This is a genomic window from Shewanella holmiensis (assembly GCF_025370255.1).
GTDB classification, from domain to species: domain Bacteria; phylum Pseudomonadota; class Gammaproteobacteria; order Enterobacterales; family Shewanellaceae; genus Shewanella; species Shewanella holmiensis.
Window position 1 is genome coordinate 38,397 of sequence record NZ_JAMTCD010000007.1, and the last position, 23,134, is coordinate 61,530.

A 23,134-nucleotide genomic window follows, 5' to 3' on the forward strand; every position below is an offset into this window, starting at 1 on the left:
AGTCATTTGACTGGCCCTTCTTTTTACCCCCGAAATAACAATACCTCAATACTGCGTACCATGCTGCCCTAGTCTAATAAATCATTTTATTCTGCATAATCTCAGGGGCATTTTCTTCATGAAACCTACGGCCTATAGTTTAATGTTTTTATCGCTGCACTTCTGTCATATTTGCATATTAAACCTATAATTAATCATGAACTTGACTGACTCGACAGAAATAGCGGATATTAACTAGCGTGATCTCAGGATGAGCTAAAAATAAGTAAATTAATCATATGAAAATAGAAACCTCTCAATTTATTACTTCAATGTCATACTGGGTTCTTACCATTTTATGGTTAGTCATAGTGGGTATTTACCTGCAAAAAATAAAACAGTTAAAGGCAATAAAAGGTGTTTTAGGTGGAACAATTACCGTTTTACTGATGATCCTTACTATTGATGCAATTAGAACAATCATTGAAAGTGTTTATTTTGGTCTGTATTTCAACTCTATGTATGGCTTACTCCCAAATTCCATTCATGAATTACTGTCGCAACCCAATCTGCTTATCCTTCCTAAAACCATCAATATTGCCGCAGGTTTACTAGTAATATGGCTATTAATCAATCATTGGATCCCCAGGGAATTGCGAGAGCGTGAAGAGTCATTGCGCATATTGAATGAAGCAAAAATCTCATCTTTAAACAATGAAAAATTATTTACATCAATTTTTAACTGTGTGTCTGATGGCTGTGTTTTTGTTGACCCTCAAGGCTGTATTATTTCGATAAACCAAGGCTTAGAAAAATTATTGGGCTACCGTAAACAAGAATTAGTAGGCCAAAACGTCTTAATAATTTATGCCTCTAATGAAGAATATGAACAACACGGTCACAGATACTTTAACCCCGAAGCAGAAGAGACGCTTGAATCCTGTGAAGCTAATTACAAGCGTAAAGATGGGAGCATAGTAATAGCTGAAACCAGCAGGGTTATCATTAAAGATGTTGATAACAAAATTCAAGGTTACATGGGGCTCTTTAGGGACATAACTGAACGAAAGAATATCGCGTTCAAGCTGCAGGCAAGTAAACAAAAACTGACTCATCATATCCAAAATACCCTTCTGGGCTACATTTGCTGGGATAAAAACTCAAATTGTATTGATATGAATAAGTCTGCAGAAAAAATTTTTGGTTATTCACTAGAGGAAGTAAAAGGTAATTCATTATTAGATTTATTAGTTCCTGAAGACATTCGTGTCAATATTAAAACTAATTGTCAATCACAGTTTAAAAGTAATAAGACATCAGTAAGCATCAATAAAAACCTGACCAAAGATGGTCGAACCATTATTTGTGAGTGGCACAATACGCCAGATTTAGACACTGAAGGTAATGTGGTTGGTATGACATCTTTAATCCAAGATGTAACTGAAAATAGACTAAATCAAATTGCTTTACATGAAGCAGAAAAAAAATTTCGTGAACAAAGTCAGCGTTATGCCGAAGTACTATGGGCCGCCAACTTAGGTACTTGGGAATGGAATATTCACACTGGTGATTTTGTATTAAATGAAAGATGGTGTGAGATGCTGGGCTTTACGCTTGAAGAACTTAAACCTATCACAATTGATACATGGAAAAACCTATTACATCCCGATGATACTCTGAAGACTAATGAACTGGTTCACCTCTGTTTTATAAACGAAATTGAAACCTATGAATCAGAATTTAGGATGCGCCATAAAGATGGTCATTGGGTCTGGATTCTTGATAGAGGCCGTGTGGTTGAATGGACTATTGATGGTGAACCGGTTCGCATGTCTGGCACACATCAGGATATCACCGCGAAAAAGAAAGCTGATGAAGATGTAAAGCTAGCAGCAAGTGTATTTACTTATGCTAAAGAGGGAATCATCATCACTGACTCTTCTGGTACAATTATTGATGCCAATGAGGCATTCACTACCGTGACAGGATACACATTCGATGAAGTGATTAATCAACATCCTCGAATTCTTCAATCTGGACGTCATACATCAAAATTTTACAAAAACATGTGGACAACGCTTCACGAAAAAGGTTTCTGGACCGGAGAAATATGGAATAAGCGTAAAAATGGAGATATTTACCCTGAGATGCTCACAATAAGTGCGGTAATAGACAGCTTGGGTAAAGTAAAAAACTACATAGGCCTGTTTAATGACATTTCTGCAATTAAAGAATACCAAACTCGCTTAGAACGCATAGCCCATTTTGACACATTAACCAACTTACCCAATAGAACATTGCTGGCAGATAGATTAACTCAATCTATGAGCCGTTGTCAGCGACAAAAGACCCTCATAGGCGTTGCATTTCTTGACTTAGACAAATTCAAAATAGTGAACGATACCCATGGTCATGATGTTGGCGATCAATTATTAATTTTGATTTCAACTCGGATGAAAAAAGCATTACGTGATGAAGATACTCTCGCACGTATTGGTGGGGATGAATTTGTCGTGATCATGGAAAACATCACAACAGTGTCAGATTGTGAGCCCATCTTAAATAGACTTTTAGAGGCAGCATCTGAGGCGGTAGTCATCAACGGCATTAAATTAGAAGTTTCTACCAGTATTGGAGTATCAATTTATCCTAAAGATGGACTGGATGCAGACCAACTAATTCGTAACGCTGATCAAGCAATGTATATAGCAAAACAGCATGGTAAAAATCGTTTTCATTTATTTGATAACGAACAAAATATTGCCATTGTGTTAAAACACGAAAAATTAAAACAAATTCGCCATGCACTAGACCAATCTAAGTTTAGACTTTTTTATCAGCCTAAAGTAAATATGCAGACGGGTAACATTATCGGCGTTGAAGCATTAATTCGTTGGCAATCTTCGGAAAGGGGAATTATCGGACCAAATGAATTTCTTCCCCTCATTGAAAATAATGAACTGATAATCGAAATAGGCGAATGGGTCATTAAAACGGCATTACAACAAATCAAAGTATGGAAAACTATGGGCTTAAATATTCCTGTCAGTGTCAATATCAGCGCGCTGCAGTTACAGAGTAATGACTTCCCTGCTCGATTAAGCGCACTTTTATCACAATTCCCAGAAGTACCACCAACAGATCTAGAATTAGAAGTATTGGAAACGAGTGCATTAGGTGATTTGTTAAAAATATCCGAAACCATGCAGAATTGTATAAAACTCGGGGTAAACTTTGCTCTAGATGATTTCGGCACAGGTTATTCCTCATTAAGCTATTTAAGACGATTACCCGCAAGTGTCATTAAAATAGACCAAACATTTGTCCGCGATATGTTAATTGATCCCGAGGATTTAGCGATTATAGAAAGTGTAGTCTTACTCGCTAAATCATTTAAACGAGATGTGATTGCTGAAGGTGTTGAAACTATTGATCATGGCATCGCACTTTTGGAATTAGGCTGTGTTTTCGCACAAGGATATGCCATAGCAAAACCTATGCCCGCAGAGGAGATCCCCCACTGGATAGAAAGCTGGCAACCTGAAGTTAGCTGGCAGCAATATTCTAATAAGAATTAATCGTAAGACTTGATTCACACTAAATTGAATGAATTTAATTAAAAACGGTAAAATTTAAAATAAGACATTGTTATCGTCATTTTCAATACATGCCAGTAACGATTGTTGTAACTCAGCACTATTAAGTGGTTGTTCTGTGATAATTTCTAAACGAGAATCCACAGCCTCATCTAGCTCTGATAAATGCAATATTGAATCAACCATGTTGATCCCTAATATGCCATCTAGGGTAATCATCACCGCTTTTAATCGGATAATATCCGGGCGTTTAAATGCCTCACCCCATTGCAGCAATAAATCAAAATTAAAGGTCACACTGGCGCTTATAAGCCAGCCTATACTGTAACAACCTTCACCTTGATTGAGTTTGCATACCACCTCACCCTCCATCAAAGCAGGTGTTGGTGTATCATCAGCTTGATTAAACCACACATTAGATCCTGCTGTAGCGCTATTCAAAAGTGAACTGCGCTGTAAGGGATTAACCTTAGATGGTTTATTTCGAGCGGGAGTATTTAATCCTGCGTATATTGCATGGATAAATGCACTGGATTGGAAGTAATCGCCGCCTTGCAACACCCTAGAACTAATGGCTAGTTGATGAAGAAAATCATCCAACACCTCTAACTCATTATGTTGATAAAGCTCGGTTTTACTGGCAACAATGATATCGGCTATCAACAATTGTTGGCGATAAGTAGCGTGGTCACGATAACGGGGATTTGCAAGCTTACGGGCATCAATTAAACACACACTCGCTTGCAAATTTATCACCTGAGCATAATGCGGGGCTGACAACACGTTAATCATTTCCTGAGGATGACCGAGTCCTGTTGGTTCGATTAACAATCTGTCTGGCTTAGCCCGTTGAATTATTTGATTAATGGCAACCTGTATTGGCACTCCGGCTGCACAACAAAGGCAGCCACCAGCCACCTCTTTTATCACTACACCCGTTTGGCTAGCACCATTGATTAACCCTGCATCAATGCCGATTTCACCAAACTCATTCACCAACACAGCCCAAACCTCATGTTCAGGTTTCTGATTCAATAGCTGCTTAATCAGACTGGTTTTACCCACACCTAAAAAGCCTGTGATTATGTTGGTTTTTACAGGGTTAATTATCATTTTTTCGCTTTACTGTACTTACCTTTACGCTGCGGTTTACCAGAATCTTTATCAAACTGGCCAGAACGGTTATTACGATTAGGTCGCCCGTGTTTTTTAACGGCCTTAGCAGGCTCTATGTCCTGCTCACGATAGCGAGCAGGAAGCGGCGCACCTTGCTCATAGCCAGCCACCACGCTTAAGTGCAGTTTTTGCTCAATAACCTCTTCAATCGCAGCGAGAAATTCGTGCTCCTGCGGGCTCACCAGTGAAATTGCTTCACCTGATAATCCAGCTCGCCCAGTGCGACCAATTCGATGCACATAATCTTCTGGCTCTTCAGGCAGCTCAAAGTTAATCACCCGCGGTAACGCTTGAATATCCAGTCCTCTTGCGGCTAAATCGGTTGCGACTAACACCCGCAATTTTCCCGATTTAAACTCTTCAAGCGCCTTATTACGTGCGCCTTGAGATTTATCACCATGGAACACCGCACTTTTAATACCGTCTAAACTTAATTCTTTTTGAAGGTGGTCAGCGGTTTCTTTACGGCTGGTAAATACCATCACTTGTTGCCAATTATGTTTACCGATCAATTCAGACAGCAACTCTGCTTTACGACGTTTATCGACTTGATAACCTAACTGCGACACAGTGGTTGCTGTCGTCGCCATAGCAACATTGACATATTCAGGCTCAATTAACATCTTGTCTGCTAACAGCTTAATCTCGTCAGAAAACGTTGCTGAAAACATCATGGTTTGATGATTACGGCTAATTAAACGCTTCACTTTTTCGATGTCTTTAACAAACCCAAGATCAAGCATGCGATCTGCTTCATCGATAACCAAATACTTCACGGTATCCAGTTGTAAATCATGTTGACCGACTAAATCAAACAGTCGACCAGGTGTCGCCACTAAAATACTTACGCCCTGGCTAATAGCTCCAAGCTGTGGACGAATACTCGCCCCGCCATAAACCGCCACACTTTTCAGCGTCAAATGTTGGCAATATTGAACAATATTCTGTTCAATTTGAATAGCAAGCTCGCGCGTTGGCGTCATGATCAGCACGGATAACTGACTATTTTCTATATTATTTACATCCACATTCGAAAGCATTTCGATTAATGGCAATGCAAACGCAGCTGTTTTTCCTGTACCAGTCTCGGCATTAGCCAAAACATCTTTGCCCGCTTGGATCAGTGGGATCACGGCCATCTGAACTGGCGTGGGGGTCACATAGCCAATCTCAGCAAGTGCTTGTTGAATTTCAGGCTTTAATCCTAGCGATAAAAATGACATAACAGACTCTACACAGTAAAAAGAATTAGCAATCGCGTATTGTATACCGAATTAACCAGAAACTCAGGAAAAATCAGCTACCCATGCGTTAAAAAGCAACAGAGCTTCAGACTGTTCAAGGTAACAGTTTGTATCCATTAAGTGTTTTTTGTTGAATCTATACGCCAAAACAGCAAATATACTCGCAAACTTATAACAATTTCATAAAGGAATGTATGAAACACTATTTAATTGCCGCTGCTGTTTTCGGTTTAACTGCTTGTGGTGGTTCTGACTCATCGCCCGAAACACCTACAATCCCTCCCGCACCTGCACCTGAGTTAACGGTTAGTCTTTGTTATGCCGTAGATACCACTATGGGAGTATTTACCTTAGGTATTGATAACACCAATATGCCGATTACTGCGGCGAATTTCAGCCGATATGTCGACAATAAATTTTATGACGGCACCCTATTCCACCGTATTGCGAATAACTTTGTTAATCAGGGTGGTGGTTTTACAACAGGGCTAAATGCTAAAACTACCTTTGAGCCGATTAAAAATGAGTCAAGCGTAGGCCTTAAAAATGACCGAGGTACTATCGCAATGGCACGTACCCAAATATCAGATTCAGCAACCAGTCAGTTCTTTATTAATATCCATGATAACGACAATTTAAATTACCCTAGTCAAGGTGGATATGCGGTATTTGGTAAAGTTGTTGAGGGTATGGAAGTTGTTGACATTATGAATGCTGTAAAGACAGCTTCAGTACAAAAAAATGGTGTCACTTTCACCGATGTCCCTGTTGAGGAAATTGTCATTAACAGCATCACTGAGGCAGACTGCCCGGGTTAATCGGTCTGGGTTTATTTTTTTCTGATATGAGTTGTGTATAAAAGATCTCTCTTCTCTTTTGTACACAACTACTCTTCCTATCTCATTTCTTACAAAACTTTCGATTCCGTAACAAAACTACTCCTTAATAAGTACTAATAGCGCTGTTCTTTGATATTGCTCACAAATGCAGGTCAATGACATTGGTATGTTAACTACAGATAAAATAATCCGTAGAGGTAACAACCATGGCGACAAAATTTTTTATTCCTAGCGTTAATATCTTAGGTCAAAACAGCGTAGAGGAAGCCGTTAAAGACATTAAAAGCTTTGGATTTAAGCATGCGCTTATCGTGACAGACAAACCTTTAGTCAAAATTGGTTTAGTCGCCAAAGTTGCTGATAAGCTACAAACTGAAAGTATCCAAGTGTCTATTTTTGATGGTGTTCAACCAAATCCAACAACAGGCAATGTTGAAGCGGGTTTAGCCTTATTGAATAGCAATAAATGTGATTTCATTATTTCATTGGGCGGCGGCTCTCCACATGATTGCGCTAAAGGCATCGCATTAGTGGCAACAAACGGAGGCCAAATTAAAGATTATGAAGGTGTCGATGTTTCAACAAAACCGCAATTACCTTTAGTAGCGATCAACACCACTGCCGGCACTGCCAGTGAAATGACGCGTTTTTGTATTATCACCGATGAAGCCCGTCACATTAAGATGGCCATTGTTGATAAGAACACCACACCAATTTTATCCGTCAATGATCCAGAGCTAATGCTTGATAAGCCGGCATCACTAACCGCAGCTACAGGTATGGATGCTCTGACTCATGCTGTTGAGGCTTATGTGTCAATTGCTGCAAATCCGATCACCGATGCGTGTGCCATTAAAGCGATTGAACTCATTAAAGCTAATTTAGTAAATGCGGTTAAGGATGGGCAAAACATTGATGCTCGCGAACAAATGGCCTATGCACAGTTTTTAGCAGGCATGGCATTTAATAATGCAAGTTTAGGTTATGTACATGCGATGGCTCATCAACTAGGCGGTTTCTACGACTTGCCACATGGTGTGTGTAATGCAATTTTACTCCCTCACGTGCAAAGCTATAACGCCCAAATTGTACCTCAGCGCTTAGCCGATGTAGCCAAAGCAATGGGCGAAAATACCAATGGGTTATCAGCAGAGTTAGCAGCTAAACTTGCTATAGAAGCAATTAAGAATTTATCTGAATCAGTAGATATTCCTGCAACACTGACAGAGTTGGGAGTAAAAGCTGAAGATATCCCCACTCTTGCGGAAAATGCACTTAAAGATGCTTGTGGTTTTACCAACCCACAACAAGCTAGCTTTGATGAAATTTGCCAAATTTACCAAGCTGCATTATAACGTTTTGCAAAAATATAACATCTCTCAGCACATATAAGCCAGCTAAGTGATGCCACTGAAGCCCGCACTCCCGCGGGCTTTTTATTGGTTAAATTTTGTTTACCAACAACTGGTTAGAAGATACATTAGTAAAAGCGAACCTACCTCTCAGTTCTGATAATATCGATTGACCCCTAATGAATTTAAGGTCTATGATGAATCAACTTAAAAAAAAAGGTACTCACCATGACAGCGATTACTCATGTTCACAATTACACCGTTCGTTGCCCTCATTATCAACAAAATGACAAACAAGCCAGTTGGCAGAATCACATCGAAGTTAACCATTCTTGCGAAATAGCCTTAGACAGAATCACCAAATGGCATAACAATGCTGGTAGTAAACTATTTGAAATCGACGGTATTACAATTCGTAAAGCCGATAAAGAAGAAGCTTACTTTGCAATGCAAAGCAGCCGCTTGAAGCACGATGGTCATGGCTTAGTGACATTTAAGGTTTACTTGGATAATTGTTGTCAAGATGCGTCGGTGAATGACATCATGACTCATCTTATCCAGGATTATCAGCAACGCTGCGAAAAAATTAGTTAACATCAACTCGGGTTGATAGATGGGCTCAATAAGCTGAACTCAACAGATTTAGCTAGTTTTTTAGCAAACTTGTAATTTGTTTTGAAAACAAGGCACATTAACACGTCAATAGCTGGCCTATTGCACGTTAATGAAACGCAGTTAGCATGACAAAGGACTGTTTGGTCAGCGTTTATTATCCCAAGCTGAGGTTAGTTGATTAACCTGCGTTAAAATAAACAAAAAAGCTTAGTAAATACTAAGCTTTTTTGTACTGACTTTGAGAAAGAACTAACCACAATCAAGTTGCATAAACCCCCCAGCATGGATGTTTTCATCAAACACTAACCCTTTAAAATGATTGTTAAGTAATTCTTGTTGATGTTCTTGATGATGGGTACCAATACAAAGATTTTCCCCCGCAGCCAGTTGTCGTTTCTGCACACTAGGTTTACTCCACAATACAGAGCCGATAGGCTGGCAATCTGGTAATGCTAAAGGTAATAAACCTGTGGTGTTACGTAAAAAACACCGTAATCCTGTACCTGCGCGAGCGATTGTTGCCTCGTAATGGGATAAATCAACACAGATATAAATCATATCAGTAATGATGTGTAGCCCAGACCCCACCATTCGCGCATTCAAGTAGTTCAACATCTCTGTAGGGCAAAGAAGCGCATTACTTGATCCTCTTCGAAAATTTTTCAGCTTCTGATTGATAAAACTACTCAGCAAAACACAACCAAAAGCAGCACTATTATCTTCTGGCTTAAAATGCGCCATATACATAATAAGATGCTTCTCTCCCACCATAGTGGAATCAATAAAATAAGCACTGACGTCACTGTTTTTGTATAAGCTGTAATCAATCGATGCATGGGGATATTGAATGTGGGATGAAGGGAAAAGCTGTTGCTGAACATTCTTAGCTGCGTGAGCACTTTGCTCTAACATTAATAGGTTGTCGTTTAACTCTTGATAGGACAATTCTGCCAGCTGACGCGCGAAAACATCCGTTGGATCATAAGCCACTTTGGCTGAATGTTGCGCAGATTGACTTAACGCCTGCTCAATAGCGGCCTCAATAATAAATAAATCAGCGACTGGTTTAACAAGGTAATCACAAGCGCCAATACGTAATGCCTCAACCACGTCAGACATAACATCGTTACCAGAGATAACAATAGCGGGCACATTAGCATTAATGGCCATCATTTGCCGTAACATGGGTAAACCACCCAATTTAGGCATATTGAGATCAGCTATGACAATATCAAACTTAAGCTCGCTGAATAAATCCAAACCTTCTCTGCCATTACTGGCATGTCTAACGACAGCCCCTTTACTGTGTAAAAAGTCTGTCAATAATTGACTGAAAATGGGGTCATCTTCAACAAATAAAACGGATATATCTGTTAGCGCCATACTACAACTCCACAGATGAAAACCTGCCAGAGTTATAGTCTCTGGCTATTCTAGCTCATCCATATACTCATCTAAAAGCTCATCATCTTGTTGATTTTTAGGCACATTACCATCATAAACTTTATAATCCATGTGCTGAAAAAAGGCTTCCTTTACAAAGGTATATGGGTCAAGCGCATTATCTAATAACCTTTCCTGATCGATGGCTGCGGCGCGGGTATTTAGGCCTTTTAATCCCCACTTCAATGCTGATTGCCAAAAAGTAAAGTCAGACAAAGGAAAGTATAGACTATCAACCCAATCTGACGCGAGTTCACGCGTAACATAAGGTCCTAAAAAGGGTGCCATAAAATAAGGACCATTTGGCACGCCGTAGTAACCGAGGACTTCATTGAAGTCATCATCTTTACGTGGCATTCCCATCATCTCTGCGACATCAACAATGCCTAAAAGTCCGATGGTACTGTTTATGGTAAAACGTCCACCCGCATTAGCAGACCAAGCCCACTTGCCTTGCAGCGCATTATTCACCATCGAGTTGGGCTCTTCAAAATTACGCACAAAATTATCAACCCCAGTTTTTACTGGTAGGGGAATATAATCATTGTAACCATGCGCCACAGGTCTAAATAAATACTTATCAAAATACAAATAATTTAGATCCCACATCGCGCGGTTAAATCCTTCAAAAGGATCGCGCGGATCATTATAGCTAACGGTAACCGAAGGGGTGACATCATCCGTTTGCAGTGGCTTATTATCGGGCTCATTTGCAGCTGCTAAACACGAATTAAGCAACAACAAAGGAAGCAACATCCTTTTATACTTCGTCATAACACTCTCTTAAAAAGACAACGGCTAAAGCGAATAAACAAACTGCTATTTTTGTCGTTTTTATTAAAGCAATGATTGTTCAAGTCGATAAATATTGAGATAGTGAATCTCGATTTCAATTCTTGACGGTTAAATAAGTCGAACTGACTATTAACTCTAAAAAGCGTTCAAGCCGCTAAGAATACTGTAGCCTTGATAAATCGCAAAATCAAAATTGTCATAATAGGTTAACTTTTAGCTCAATATTTTACAAACAGGGAACATTTAAGGCCATAACATGCAGGCGCCAAACGTTACAGTGCAATCATCTTCACCAGCAGGTAAAGACGCGGGTAAACCAGAACTTACAAACAAGATTACTGGTTCAGCTAACCAAATCCAAAATTTATCTCCCAGTAAATCGGTTACTGAAAACGTTCAGCCCCATGCCAATACAAGCTCAAGTAGCTCTTCAGTCACAGCCTCTTCTGCTGATAGAGTAACATCTGCACCAGCCCCAAACGCAGTGGTTGGGCAAACATCACCAACGGTAATAACCGTTAGTGATAAATCATTAATCGCGACAAACAATCTGCAACCCGTACAAGTAACCACACCTCAAACCGGCACGACGCCATCACAGACGGTGAATGTCACTATTGCAAATCAGCAATACCAGTTTAATTTGACCGTCGAATTACAAAAATTATTGCAGACAACAAACAAAATAATGATTACGGCAGATGCTGTAAAAGCAATCAGTTTACAAAAGTTATCTTTAGAGACGAACTCGCCTCACTCAATGCCAAATGTTTCAGCAGCAAAACCTGCATTAGCACAAAATCAACTCTTACAAAGCCCATTGGTATTACTGGCTCAAGCCATTCAAATCAAATTACCAGCATCACTCACAGCCCTTGCCACACAAAATGGGGTTTCTACCGCTCAATTATCACAACTTGCCTCTCGTCCACAGGGATATCCGCTACCCAATGCAGTTATTAATAAGCATCAGTTGACGTTTGTTGATGGACCGACGATCAAGTTAGACAATGTCAACCTAACGAAAGGGCAATATTTAGCCAATATTATTAAGGTAGATCAGCGTCTCGTATTAACATTAACCCCAATTCAAGCCGAAGTTAAAGTTAATTTAACTCCTTCAACATTAATGCCAGATGCGCTTGCCAATGCTAAACAAGAATCGATTGTGATAAGTAAACCAGAACCCTCTCAACTACTGAATTTGTTATTTAAAAAGCTTGAGACATCATTGATAGCAACTGAGTTATCCGTCACTACAAAAACGCCAAGCTTAACGGGTTCTGCGGACAATCAGCAAAAGCTGCCACCATCATCGATAACGAATGCGGATGCCAAATCGATTTCGGGTTCAGATACAATACCTAAGCACAAAATTGATGTTTCTGTGGCTCACAAAATGGCTCAAGATATTGCAGGATCTCTCAAAGGGCCAGCCTTAACAACTGAGTCAGTAAAAAACCTCACTAAAGGTTTAGAGCATGTTTCTACAGGAGTGGTAGTCGAAAACTCAAAGTCATCTGTGGCAAATACGCATAAAGAAAACTTAGCCCCAATGGAGGTGCTGCAAAAAGCATTATCAAAAGCGGGAGCGATGCCACTGATGATACAAAAAAATATTCAACAACCTCAAAACTTGGCGTTAGAACTGCTGAAATTACTACCACAACTTGCGCCACAACCTTTGACTACGCTGACAGAGCCGACGCATTTGCTAGGTGAGTTACACAGTATTACGAGTTTAAACCTTGCTCAAAGCCATACGCCAACGCAGGCACAATTGTTTTCTGGCGGAGCCATTACTACCTTATTTCAATTAATGTTAGGCGTAAGAGCTCAGAATTCAGGCAAGCAAATCAGCGATAAACTGCAAAACCATTTACAGTTACTGCAACGATTAACGGGCAAGCATACCAGTGGATTAGGCAGTCTACTTGGCTTACTCGAAAAGGCTGGTACGCTAGACAGCATGAGTCAATTAGCTAGCAGTTTTCAATTATATCAACAAGCCAGCAGTGGAAATGAACAAGCTTTAAACTGGTACTTCTCACTCCCTTATTCGCTAAATCAACGAAATGAGCAATTTGAAGGGCATTTTCAAAAGGAAGACAATAATGATGCTGACAAACCAACAAACTGGCGTTTACAGCTAAAATTTAACTTATCTGAGGGTGCAGTGTTAATACAAGCACATAAAAAAGATCAAGTATTGGATCTAAAGTTTAAAGGCAATAATCAGTATTTATTAGATAAAATAACCCGTTTTAATTCAGAGTTATCACAAAAAATAAGTCAAATTGGATTTACACCTGGTGAGTTTTCAACCCAAATAGCGAGTATTCCCGCAACCTTATTACCCGGCGATCACTTTTTAGTAAAAACACGAGCATAACGGACTTGAGAAATAAATATGCAAGATAATGATTCTACACCGAAAATAAAACAGGCTGTTGCACTGAGTTTTGATGGGAAAAGTGCCCCCAAAGTTACCGCATCTGGCAAAGATCTGCTTGCAGAAGAAATTATATCTCTCGCTAAAGATGCAGGAGTGCATATTCATCAAGATCCTCATTTGGCAGAATTTCTTCAATTGCTAGAAGTTGGCGAAGAAGTCCCTAAAGAACTGTATCTGTTGATTGCTGAATTGATTGCTTTTATTTACATGCTTGAAGGTAAATTTCCTGAGCAATGGAATAACTTGCATAAACGCATTTTGACTGAAGTGTAAACCGCAATTAAAGCTTCTATGGCAGCACAATTAGCAACATAGTCAAATCGATGTCCAACATGATAAACTGTTTGCTCTAATCATCTTAAGTAATGACATCAAATATTCATGAATGACTCTCTATTGCCCATCAGCAAAGTAGCCAATACTGGCGCCGAAAAACGTGCCATTAGCTATGCCAATACGATTTTTAATTTATTTGACAGTGTACTTAGCACTAAACAGCCCGCTGATCGTGTCATAGCAAACTACTTTAGAGAACATAAAAAACACGGTTCTAAAGATCGCCGTGTCATCAGAGAGAGCTTATTTGGTTTATTTCGTTGGTGGGGCTGGATACAGCAACTTGGCAACCATAAACAAGAAGACATTTTTTTCAGTATGCTAGCCAGTGCGGCACAACTTGAAAACCACCCATGGGGTGATATTCGTGACGGCTGGCTTGCCTTTAGTCAGCACTGTGAAGTGTTAACACCTCTTCCGGTACCAACATCTGAAAGTGTTAGCGATAAGCTTTTGGCTTTTCAACAGTTTTCAAATATTCACACAACAAGCATAGACCAATTATTACCGGATTGGTTTTGGCAACATTGCATAATTGAGTCGGAGGTTGAAAAACAATTATTCATTCAAGCAATGAGTACCCGTCCTCCCATTTGGGCTAGAGCACAGCAAGCGTCGAGACATGTGGTATTACAAAAATTATCACGGGATAACGTAGAAGCAAGTGGCTCTGAATTTTTCGATGATACGATTAATCTGGGTCATAACAGCATCAATCTAAACCAAGTCGCGGCATATACTGAGGGATATTTAGAAATACAAGATCTGGCTTCACAGGTTATTGGCCAAATGTGTGCTCCACAAGCGAACAGTGAATGGTGGGATGCATGTTCTGGTGCTGGAGGCAAGAGTCTACAATTATTATCATTAATGCAGCAGGCTGGCATTGAAGGGAATATTATTGCATCAGATATTCGCACTAGCGCGCTTAATGAATTGTTAAAACGCGCCAAAAGAGCCCATTTTAAACATATCAGTATTACCCCTTGGAAGACGGAGTTACTTCCGGTAAAAGCCGATTACTTTGATGGCGTTTTAGTCGATGCGCCTTGCAGTTGTACTGGCACCTGGAGAAGAAATCCTGATATGCGCTGGATTGATGATGTCAGTGCGATTACGGAAAAGCCTGAACTACAATTAGATATTTTAAAACGCAGCGCTGAAGCGGTAAAAATGGGCGGAGCATTGCTTTACGCAACATGTTCATTAACCGAAATTGAAAATCAATCTGTCGTAAACGCTTTTTTGAAAGCCAATACACAATTTGAACTTGAATGTCTTACGCATCCTTTCACTGGAGAATCAACTACAATGCTTACGGTGTGGCCACAACAAGCAGACACTGATGGTATGTTCGTTGTCAAAATGCGTCGTAAATGTTGATTATAAAAGCGTTGAAAGACATCTAGGGTTTGATTTCAATGGTTAGACAATATTGAACGCAAACCTCTTTTCACCATGATTTTTGAAGATTGATTTTTAGTGATAATTGTCTGAGATGATTTTTAAGGTAAGTTTAAATATTAAACTTACCTTACAAAAATGCCATTACAGTTGTAATGGCATTGGTTTACAGGGGGGGAACATTACTTCTTATGTAAACGCAATAAAAGCTCAACCTCAGCTTTGGGTAATTCACATTCCCGCATCAGCTCTTCGATATCTGCACCTAAAGCAATCATTTTCACGGCTCTAGAATACAACTTAGCTTGTGGATCTTGCTGGCTACTTTCTTCAATTAATTCAGATTGAGCAGTGAGTTTTTTTTCAATTTCAATCAGCTTACGACCCATGCCGATGGTACCGCTTCGAAGTTCATTGAGTTCTCTTTTTACAGCCTCTCTTTGGCGGTCGCTTTCTTTAACAAGTAGCGTCAACGCTTCTACCCTACCTCTCAATCTACTGGATTGCTTTTGCAAGTAGAACATTAATCCAACACTCGAAATAACATACACTAAGGCTGCAATTAAATATTCATTACCCATGCTTCATTCTCAAAAAAACAATAACAAAAAAGCCAGCATACTGAATGAGCTGGCGCTTTGTCACTGAAAATGTCGTTAAATATCGCTTAATTCAGCCCATTCGTCATCGGATAATAACTTATCTAGATCTACCAAGATCAATAATTCATTATCACGATTACTCACGCCTTGAATAAATTTAGCACTTTCTTCAGTACCAACATTCGGTGCATTATCAATTTCTGAACGACGTAAATAAACGACCTCAGCCACGCTATCGACTAAAATACCAATGACTTGTTTTTCCGCTTCAATGATTACAATACGCGTTGAATCATCGACATCAGCAGATTGGAGACCAAATCGTGATCGGGTATCAATAACCGTAACAACATTGCCACGAAGATTGATAATTCCTAATACATAATTAGGCGCACCCGGCACAGGCGCGATTTCCGTGTAACGCAATACTTCTTGCACTTGCATTACATTAATACCATAGGTTTCATTATCTAATTTAAATGTAACCCACTGTAATACTGCATCGTCTGAACCTGCAGCGACAGCTGCTACACTTCTAGAATCACTCATAGTTAACCTCGGTCAATCGAATCCTGACAACCTAAACCTGCATCAAGCATGTCAATTAACGCTTGTACATGCAATATGCCACACATTTGTTGTTTTACTACTCCTGCAAGCCATGGACGCTTGCCGGGCTTTTCACGCCAATTGACGTGTGATTTATCAATTTTTACAGCATTGACTAATGATTCACAAGCCAGTCCCCATCGACTGTCTTCCAACATCACAAGATATTGATAATCTATAGACTCTGCCATCTGTGGTGAATACTTCTCAGGCATAACCCATGCACATGTATCCACAACGTTAATTTTTTCTTCTCTGTGAGGCTGAACTCCTAAAAACCATTTTGGTCGACCAATTAAATGGTTAATACGCTCAACCTTCACTATGCCACCTAAACTTACCAATGGTACTGCGAGTGTGAGTCCTGCAACTTTGAAAAACAACACTTGAAACTCTTCATCAAGAACCTGCTGAAGGTTTTCAGTAATACTAGGCGGCGTTGCACCCAACTGAGTCTGAGCTACGACGTCAGATTGTTCTTCACCATTAATAATAGCCTTATTTATCGGGCTTGGGGTTGTTTCTGCTAACTTTATATCGACTAACGGTTTGATTTCTTTATCTGCAACTGCATTTTTTTGCGTTAAAGCCGAAGTGACAGATGCTTTATTAACCGCCACATCGGTTGCAAGCCCTAAGGCTTGCCTGACTTTATCTGCACTTGCCTTTATTTCAACTGCTGTCATTAGCGGCTTTGGTTGAGCCTCAATAGCAGCTTGGGGCTCTGGTTTTGATACCGCAGAAAGCAGTTTCTCCAACGCTTGTTTATTTATATTTTCAATCGGTTCGGCAAAGCTTCGCTCAGATGAAGGTTTGGCTATTGGTTGATACAAGCTGGCTGGCGTCGATGTAACAGAATGATCTGATGACGGAATACTTCTATCTTGAACAACATGTTTACTGATTTCATTTGTTTCAAAAGATATTGATTTAATCGAATCCTCAATCGCTTTTGAGGGTTCAGCTTCAATATTGAAAGGAATGTCTTGTGCAGACTTTTTGGTCACTAATGGCACTGAGGCATCAGTTTTAGGTGCAACTGTACCTTGCGTCTTTAAATTAGATTGCACAATTGGCGATTTCTCGACAGTGTCCTCAACTGGCTCTTTGAGAAGCAAGGCAAAATAATCAAAAACAGTTTCATCAACCGATTTTGACATGTGCGAACTCCTGCGTTTCAAGATAATCTAATAATAAACTGTATGCTTTGACACCTCGACTTGAGGGCGAATAATGAGACGCAGGTAAGTGAGCTAAACTGGCATCTCTGAATTTTGTATCGACAGGAATAACATTATCAGGCCACAGGTTCTTATTATATTTTTCTTGCATGTAAGCTAATGCGATTGGAGATGCTTTGGTTCGTTTGTCATACATAGTCGGAACAACACTGTAACTGTAACGTGTTTTTTTTGACCGTCCCATCAGCTCCATCGTCTTTATCATTCTATCTAGCCCTTTGATAGCTAGAAATTCAGTTTGAACAGGAATAATAATATGCTGACTAGCCGCCAATGCATTGACCATTAACACCCCTAGCACGGGTGGACAATCAATAATTGCCACATCGTAACAGTCTTCTAATAACACTAATAGGTTACGCAGTACTAATCCCATGCCTTCTTGGTGACCTAGAGCACGGTCTAGTGTTGCTAACGCCATAGTTGCAGGAATAAGGTCAAGCCCTTCAATTTGAGTGGGCAAAATATATTGCTTAATAAATTCTTGAGTTAATGATTTGTGGTTAACAAACACATCGTAAAGCGAACCAGGCACTTCTTCTGAATCAATGCCTAAATAATAACCAAGAGATGCGTGAGGGTCAGTGTCGATCATCAAAACACGCTGACCTCGCTTAACAAAAGCACCGGCCAAACTTGCCACGGTGGTAGTTTTACCCACTCCACCTTTTTGATTTGCTACGGTCCAAACTTTCAAATATCCATCCCTCGGTCAGCAATGATAAGTGTCATATTAAGTTTACTTTTTATTGCGACTCATTTTTTTGAGGTAACTCTCGTGTTGTCACCCGAATGCCACCATGGGGTAAACGGATAACTTTAACACCTTGTTCATTTTCAGAAACTAGGACATCTTCTGATATTTTTTCAGATGCATTGTCAGGGCTTTGTATGTTTGTCTCTGCTAGATTATCAACATGTGGTTGCGGACTAAGCAAAACACTTTTCGGCGCATTTTCAATGTCAACTTTATCATCGACACTTTGCTTGTCTCGCCCAGCAAACTCAATAATAGTCTCTGTTTGTTCCGGATGCTGGGTAAGCCAATTAGCAATCTCAGCGGCCTGTTCATCAGGCACCATTAATAGCACCTGTGATGATTCTAATCTTTTGATGTCAGCCTTTAATAAATCATTTTTTTTTAAAACATCAATGTATAAACTAGAAAATACAACAACAGCCATTAACAATAAAAACAGTATCAAGTTAATACCGACACTGCCGCTATTAAATTTAACACCAACGAAGCTAGCCACGAGCAGTTTCTTTTAAAATTGCCTCGGCCATGTTTTCTAAGCTAATGGAATGACTTGATATTCCAGCAGCAGCCACAGCTTGAGGCATACCATAAACAACACAACTGGCTTCGTCCTGAGCCCAAATATTCGCGCCGGAAGTTTTGAGCATTCTTGCTCCCTCTCGGCCATCTGCGCCCATGCCGGTTAATACAACAGCTAAAATATCACCACCATAAGCTTTAGATGCTGAGGCAAAGGTGATATCAACACTAGGCTTGTAATTCATGTCGCTGTTCCCGGCCATTACTTTCAAACGACCTACCATGCCCGCTTTTTCAACGAGCATTTGCATTCCACCGGGTGCCAAATAAGCACATCCAGGCTTTAATACATCACCGTTAACAGCTTCTTTGACACTGATTTTACACAAACTGTCTAAGCGAGCAGCAAAAGCTGGCGTAAATGCCGCAGGCATATGCTGGATCAGCAAGATAGGATGAGGGTAATTATCAGGAAACTGTGTTAATACTTTTTGTAACGCAACCGGACCGCCAGTGGATGTTCCAATTAGCAATAGCTTATAAGATTTGCCGCTAGCTCTAGTGGGTGCTGACGATTGTTGAATTCCCACATTAACTGATGCAGATACATGTCTGTCAGTGCTTTCTGTCAAACTTTTTCTGGACGTTAAAGGTCTCGACAAACTAGAGGGCTGAGCTTGTGAACCAAAATTTGAACTAACTGAAGTCGATGTTCTAGCTGTCGAAGATGGCGTACTTGAACTCATTCTGGAGATAGGACGATAGACTCTTCTTCGTCCTAACGCCTTAATACGTTGTTGCAATAAACTTATTGCTTCATCTTTGTTTGTCGCAATATCTTCAAATCGTTTTGGTAAAAAATCTAAAGCGCCCGCTTCAAGGGCGTCTAATGTAGATTTGGCACCATCATGAGTTAATGATGAAAACATCAAAATAGGGATAGGATTGCTTGCCATAATAGCACGCACAGCACTAATCCCATCCATTACAGGCATTTCGATGTCCATTGTAATAACTTGCGGGTTTAATGTAGCGGCCATTTTGACAGCTTCTTCGCCATTGACGGCAACACCAACAACTTCGAGTTCAGGATCTTGATTAACAATTTCACTGACTCGACGTCGAAAAAAGCTTGAATCGTCAACAACTAATACTTTTATAGCCATTTCATTCCTTAAATAATGGAACTTTAATTCTTATTTTTGGCGTAATGTTTTAATAAACCAGGAACATCTAGAATCAGTGCAATACCACCATCAGAAGTAATGGTCGCTCCCGCCATACCAGGTGTTCCTTGTAGCATACTTCCTAGAGGTTTAATCACCACCTCTTCTTGTCCAATTAACGCATCAACCACAAATCCTATTTGCGTTGTGCCTAACTGCACGATAACGACATGCCCATGCTTTTTATCACCGTGCTTAAACTTGGTTTTATTACGGTGTAACCAATGCTCTAAATAGAATAATGGCACCGCTTTATTACGGACAATGACAGTTAATTGACCATCTACAATATTTGTTTTGGTTAAATCAAGATGGAAAATCTCATTCACACTAGAAAGAGGTAACGCAAACACTTGCTTAGACACATCCACCATCAATGTTGGCATGATCGCTAATGTCAGCGGCACTTTAATCTCTAAGACTGTGCCTTTACCTTTCATTGAATCAATATGAACGGTGCCGTTGAGTTGGGTAATACGGGTTTTAACCACATCCATTCCCACACCACGACCTGAAATGTCAGAGATCTCAACTTTCGTTGAAAAACCAGGAGCAAAAATAAGATTGTAAGCTTCAGTATCTGACATTCTCGCGGCGGCATCTTCGTCAAGCACACCACGTGATATTGCAATTTCTTTCAGTTTTTGCGGATCCATACCCGCGCCATCATCCTCAATTTTAAGCAGGATGTGATCACCTTCTTGGCTCGCTGATAGTGTAATAGTACCGGTTCGGGACTTACCATTTGCTTCACGAGTGATTGGCATTTCGATGCCGTGATCAACCGAGTTGCGCACTAAATGGACTAACGGGTCGGCTAATGCCTCTACTAAATTCTTATCAAGATCGGTTTCTTCACCAATCATGACTAAATCAATTTCTTTATTTAATGTACGCGCTAAATCACGAACAACCCTTGGGAAACGTCCAAAGACTTTCTTAATTGGCTGCATACGGGTTTTCATCACAGCGCCTTGTAGGTCTGCCGTGACTAAGTCTAAGTTAGCTAATGCCTTAGACATTTCCTCATCTTCACGGGTAATACCAAGACTGACTAGGCGATTTCGCACTAATACTAACTCACCAACCATATTCATGATTTGATCAAGTCTTGCCGTATCGACCCGGACAGTCGTCTCACCTTGAGGCACAGAAGATGCCGCTTTGGCAGGCGCTTTATCCTTAGCGATAACCTCAGCCGGCTTCGCGACTGGAGCAGGAGCAGATGCTTTGGGTTGAGGTGGCGCTACCGATTTAGCTTGTGGTGTAGGAACGACCTTTTCGGCAGCTGGCGATTTAACGGTCGCAGCAGGAGTTACTGCCTCAACAGATTTAGTTGGCGCCGTCCCTTTACCATGTAATTCATCAAGTAGCTTTTCAAATTCATCATCTGTGATGTCATCTGAATCAACTAATTGTGCAGGGGAGTCAACAATAGCTGCAGGAGAGAGTTTAACTGCTTCCGCTTCCGCTTTAAATTTACCTGAGCCATGAAGTTCATCAAGTAAAGCTTCAAACTCATCATCGGATATTTCATCGGCACCAATAGCTACGGGTTCCGATGTTACAGGAGCTGGACTTGGTGTTGATGGAGTGGTAGTCGTTGGACTTTTGCCTTGGCCATGAAGTGCATCTAATAAAGCTTCGAATTCTGAATCGTTAATTTCATCAATACTGTTATCGCTAACAACATCTTCAATGTATTCAACTTGATGAGAGACTTCTTCGACAAGTTCTTCAATGATTTCTTCAGCGGGCTCTTCAGCAGCGCCATTTAACTCAGAAGGCAAAGGTGCACCAGAACTTAATAGCTTTAATTTATCAAGCAATGCTGGCTCAACAGGGTCTTGTTGTTCCCCTTGTTGTGTTTGCGCAAACATAGTGTTGATCGCATCAACGGCTTGTAAAATTATATCCATCAATTCAGAATTAACACCGCGCTTGCCCGTTCGGAGCAAATCGAAGGTATTTTCAGCTTCATGACAGACATCTACCATTGGCGTTAAACTTAAAAAACCTGCCCCGCCTTTTACCGTGTGGAAACCTCGGAAAATTGCGTTTAACAAATCACTGTCATCAGGATTATTTTCAAGTGCGACTAACTGCTCTTGTAGAAGCTCTAAAATCTCGCCAGCTTCTATTAAAAAGTCCTGGAGTATCTCTTCATCAACATCAAATGACATTCAATTGACTCCTAATTAGAAACCCAGACTTGATAGCAAATCATCAACTTCATCTTGACCAGCTACCACGTCATCACGCAACTCGGCGTGCATAATTGGGCCCTCTGCCTCTATTTTATTATCTTTTTCAACAGGTTCCGAGTGAGGTTTGTAATCACCAAATACCGTTAACATTGAGACAAGATTATTTTCAACTTCACGAACTAAGTCGATGACTCTACGGATCATTTGTCCGGTTAAGTCTTGGAAATCTTGTGCCATCAGTATTTCATTCAGTAATTGCCGCAAACGGTTTGAATCATGCTCACTGTGTAACATAAATTGTTGAACATCATGGCACAGGGTTTTGAACTCACCCAATTCTATGTCACGACGCATCAATTTATCCCACATAGGAGTAACTGACTGTATGTTGCTAATTATTGTATCGGCCAAAGGTAGACATTCTTCAACTGCATCCATAGTTTTATTTGCAGCTTGTTCTGTCATATCAATAACGTAGTTTAATCGCTCTTTCGCATCTGGAATTTCGGTGTTCGCTAATTCAGATAAACGATTATCTAATTGGAAGTCTTGAAGAGCACTATGAAGTTGGCGGGTTAACTTCCCCACCTCTTCAAATAATTCACGCTGTAATGGTGTAGCTAGCTCTCTAACAACTTCATCAGCTTGGTCTTGCTCCCCCGCTTTAAGCAGTTCGACAAGTTGCTGTGCCTGTTCGAGAGTAATTAATCCCGAGATTGTTGGCTGCATAACTTAT

At 40.2% G+C, this 23,134-nt stretch carries 19 protein-coding genes; 7 read left to right on the top strand and 12 right to left on the bottom strand.

Translation table 11 applies throughout. The features are described from left to right. Nucleotides 1–278 precede the first annotated feature (278 nt). The gene (locus NE535_RS07255; protein ID WP_261297989.1) at nt 279–3,557 is read left to right on the top strand and encodes a sensor domain-containing protein; all 3,279 of its coding nucleotides are present in this window, start codon (nt 279–281) and stop codon (nt 3,555–3,557) included. 54 nt (nt 3,558–3,611) lie between these two features. Here the strand turns inward: NE535_RS07255 and NE535_RS07260 are convergent, their stop codons facing one another. Further along, nucleotides 3,612–4,688: a CobW family GTP-binding protein gene (locus NE535_RS07260; RefSeq protein ID WP_261297990.1), complete on the bottom strand. Its 1,077-nt coding sequence runs from the start codon at nt 4,686–4,688 to the stop codon at nt 3,612–3,614. Next, nucleotides 4,685–5,974, bottom strand: coding sequence for a DEAD/DEAH box helicase (locus tag NE535_RS07265; protein ID WP_261297991.1), 1,290 nt, complete (start codon nt 5,972–5,974; stop codon nt 4,685–4,687). The genes NE535_RS07260 and NE535_RS07265 overlap by 4 nt, the downstream gene beginning before the upstream one ends. Nucleotides 5,975–6,189: 215 nt before the next feature. On the opposite strand from NE535_RS07265, the gene NE535_RS07270 reads away from it, so the two are divergent. From NE535_RS07270 to NE535_RS07280, 3 genes are all read left to right on the top strand, one after another. Then, on the top strand, nt 6,190–6,813 hold the full coding sequence (locus NE535_RS07270; RefSeq protein ID WP_261297992.1) for a peptidylprolyl isomerase: 624 nt from the start codon (nt 6,190–6,192) through the stop codon (nt 6,811–6,813). 227 nt (nt 6,814–7,040) lie between these two features. Next, a complete protein-coding gene (yiaY, locus tag NE535_RS07275; protein WP_261297993.1) occupies nt 7,041–8,189 on the top strand; it encodes an L-threonine dehydrogenase in 1,149 nt (382 codons plus the stop codon). A 225-nt stretch (nt 8,190–8,414) separates the two neighbouring features. Beyond that, nucleotides 8,415–8,780 carry a cytoplasmic protein gene (locus NE535_RS07280; protein WP_261297994.1) on the top strand — a complete coding sequence of 122 codons (366 nt, stop codon included), beginning with the start codon at nt 8,415–8,417 and terminating at the stop codon, nt 8,778–8,780. A gap of 270 nt (nt 8,781–9,050) precedes the next feature. On the opposite strand, the gene NE535_RS07285 is transcribed toward NE535_RS07280, so the two are convergent. After that, complete coding sequence (locus NE535_RS07285) at nt 9,051–10,184, bottom strand: response regulator (protein WP_261297995.1); 1,134 nt, start codon at nt 10,182–10,184, stop codon at nt 9,051–9,053. 45 nt (nt 10,185–10,229) lie between these two features. Beyond that, a complete protein-coding gene (locus tag NE535_RS07290; RefSeq protein ID WP_261297996.1) occupies nt 10,230–11,018 on the bottom strand; it encodes an MlaA family lipoprotein in 789 nt (262 codons plus the stop codon). Between the two features lie 277 nt (nt 11,019–11,295). On the opposite strand from NE535_RS07290, the gene NE535_RS07295 reads away from it, so the two are divergent. The 3 genes from NE535_RS07295 (at nt 11,296) to NE535_RS07305 (ending at nt 15,213) form a co-directional block, all read left to right on the top strand. Next, entirely contained in the window at nt 11,296–13,431 is a 2,136-nt protein-coding gene (locus tag NE535_RS07295; RefSeq protein WP_261297997.1) for a hypothetical protein, read from the top strand. A gap of 18 nt (nt 13,432–13,449) precedes the next feature. Continuing rightward, nucleotides 13,450–13,767 carry an EscU/YscU/HrcU family type III secretion system export apparatus switch protein gene (locus NE535_RS07300; RefSeq protein WP_261297998.1) on the top strand — a complete coding sequence of 106 codons (318 nt, stop codon included), beginning with the start codon at nt 13,450–13,452 and terminating at the stop codon, nt 13,765–13,767. A gap of 108 nt (nt 13,768–13,875) precedes the next feature. Beyond that, nucleotides 13,876–15,213, top strand: coding sequence for an RsmB/NOP family class I SAM-dependent RNA methyltransferase (locus tag NE535_RS07305; protein ID WP_261297999.1), 1,338 nt, complete (start codon nt 13,876–13,878; stop codon nt 15,211–15,213). A 203-nt stretch (nt 15,214–15,416) separates the two neighbouring features. Here NE535_RS07305 and NE535_RS07310 read toward each other — a convergent pair whose 3' ends face one another. From NE535_RS07310 to NE535_RS07345, 8 genes are all read right to left on the bottom strand, one after another. Next, nucleotides 15,417–15,815, bottom strand: a complete 399-nt coding sequence (locus NE535_RS07310; protein WP_261298000.1) for a DUF2802 domain-containing protein — start codon at nt 15,813–15,815, stop codon at nt 15,417–15,419. 75 nt (nt 15,816–15,890) lie between these two features. Further along, the gene (locus tag NE535_RS07315) at nt 15,891–16,385 is read right to left on the bottom strand and encodes a chemotaxis protein CheW (protein ID WP_188841137.1); all 495 of its coding nucleotides are present in this window, start codon (nt 16,383–16,385) and stop codon (nt 15,891–15,893) included. Nucleotides 16,386–16,387: 2 nt separating this feature from the next. Further along, nucleotides 16,388–17,605, bottom strand: coding sequence for a chemotaxis protein CheW (locus tag NE535_RS07320; RefSeq protein WP_261298001.1), 1,218 nt, complete (start codon nt 17,603–17,605; stop codon nt 16,388–16,390). Then, the gene (locus NE535_RS07325) at nt 17,589–18,383 is read right to left on the bottom strand and encodes a ParA family protein (RefSeq protein ID WP_261298002.1); all 795 of its coding nucleotides are present in this window, start codon (nt 18,381–18,383) and stop codon (nt 17,589–17,591) included. Before NE535_RS07325 ends, NE535_RS07320 begins: the two co-directional genes overlap by 17 nt. 49 nt (nt 18,384–18,432) lie before the next feature. Continuing rightward, the gene (locus NE535_RS07330; protein WP_280925397.1) at nt 18,433–18,870 is read right to left on the bottom strand and encodes a membrane anchored protein in chemotaxis locus; all 438 of its coding nucleotides are present in this window, start codon (nt 18,868–18,870) and stop codon (nt 18,433–18,435) included. 64 nt (nt 18,871–18,934) lie between these two features. Next, nucleotides 18,935–20,131 (bottom strand): protein-glutamate methylesterase/protein-glutamine glutaminase, encoded by a 1,197-nt coding sequence (locus tag NE535_RS07335; RefSeq protein ID WP_261298004.1) that lies wholly within the window; start codon nt 20,129–20,131, stop codon nt 18,935–18,937. A gap of 23 nt (nt 20,132–20,154) precedes the next feature. Beyond that, nucleotides 20,155–22,374 carry a chemotaxis protein CheA gene (locus NE535_RS07340; RefSeq protein WP_261298005.1) on the bottom strand — a complete coding sequence of 740 codons (2,220 nt, stop codon included), beginning with the start codon at nt 22,372–22,374 and terminating at the stop codon, nt 20,155–20,157. Nucleotides 22,375–22,389: 15 nt separating this feature from the next. After that, nucleotides 22,390–23,127 (bottom strand): protein phosphatase CheZ, encoded by a 738-nt coding sequence (locus NE535_RS07345; protein WP_261298006.1) that lies wholly within the window; start codon nt 23,125–23,127, stop codon nt 22,390–22,392. Between the last annotated feature and the right edge of the window lie 7 nt (nt 23,128–23,134).

Coding starts and splice junctions, on each gene's coding strand:
- NE535_RS07255 (WP_261297989.1), top strand. CDS start 279: ATGAAAATAGAAACCTCTCAATTTATTACTTCAATGTCATACTGGGTT.
- NE535_RS07260 (WP_261297990.1), bottom strand. CDS start 4,688: ATGATAATTAACCCTGTAAAAACCAACATAATCACAGGCTTTTTAGGT.
- NE535_RS07265 (WP_261297991.1), bottom strand. CDS start 5,974: ATGTCATTTTTATCGCTAGGATTAAAGCCTGAAATTCAACAAGCACTT.
- NE535_RS07270 (WP_261297992.1), top strand. CDS start 6,190: ATGAAACACTATTTAATTGCCGCTGCTGTTTTCGGTTTAACTGCTTGT.
- yiaY (WP_261297993.1), top strand. CDS start 7,041: ATGGCGACAAAATTTTTTATTCCTAGCGTTAATATCTTAGGTCAAAAC.
- NE535_RS07280 (WP_261297994.1), top strand. CDS start 8,415: ATGACAGCGATTACTCATGTTCACAATTACACCGTTCGTTGCCCTCAT.
- NE535_RS07285 (WP_261297995.1), bottom strand. CDS start 10,184: ATGGCGCTAACAGATATATCCGTTTTATTTGTTGAAGATGACCCCATT.
- NE535_RS07290 (WP_261297996.1), bottom strand. CDS start 11,018: ATGACGAAGTATAAAAGGATGTTGCTTCCTTTGTTGTTGCTTAATTCG.
- NE535_RS07295 (WP_261297997.1), top strand. CDS start 11,296: ATGCAGGCGCCAAACGTTACAGTGCAATCATCTTCACCAGCAGGTAAA.
- NE535_RS07300 (WP_261297998.1), top strand. CDS start 13,450: ATGCAAGATAATGATTCTACACCGAAAATAAAACAGGCTGTTGCACTG.
- NE535_RS07305 (WP_261297999.1), top strand. CDS start 13,876: ATGAATGACTCTCTATTGCCCATCAGCAAAGTAGCCAATACTGGCGCC.
- NE535_RS07310 (WP_261298000.1), bottom strand. CDS start 15,815: ATGGGTAATGAATATTTAATTGCAGCCTTAGTGTATGTTATTTCGAGT.
- NE535_RS07315 (WP_188841137.1), bottom strand. CDS start 16,385: ATGAGTGATTCTAGAAGTGTAGCAGCTGTCGCTGCAGGTTCAGACGAT.
- NE535_RS07320 (WP_261298001.1), bottom strand. CDS start 17,605: ATGTCAAAATCGGTTGATGAAACTGTTTTTGATTATTTTGCCTTGCTT.
- NE535_RS07330 (WP_280925397.1), bottom strand. CDS start 18,870: ATGGCTGTTGTTGTATTTTCTAGTTTATACATTGATGTTTTAAAAAAA.
- NE535_RS07335 (WP_261298004.1), bottom strand. CDS start 20,131: ATGGCTATAAAAGTATTAGTTGTTGACGATTCAAGCTTTTTTCGACGT.
- NE535_RS07340 (WP_261298005.1), bottom strand. CDS start 22,374: ATGTCATTTGATGTTGATGAAGAGATACTCCAGGACTTTTTAATAGAA.
- NE535_RS07345 (WP_261298006.1), bottom strand. CDS start 23,127: ATGCAGCCAACAATCTCGGGATTAATTACTCTCGAACAGGCACAGCAA.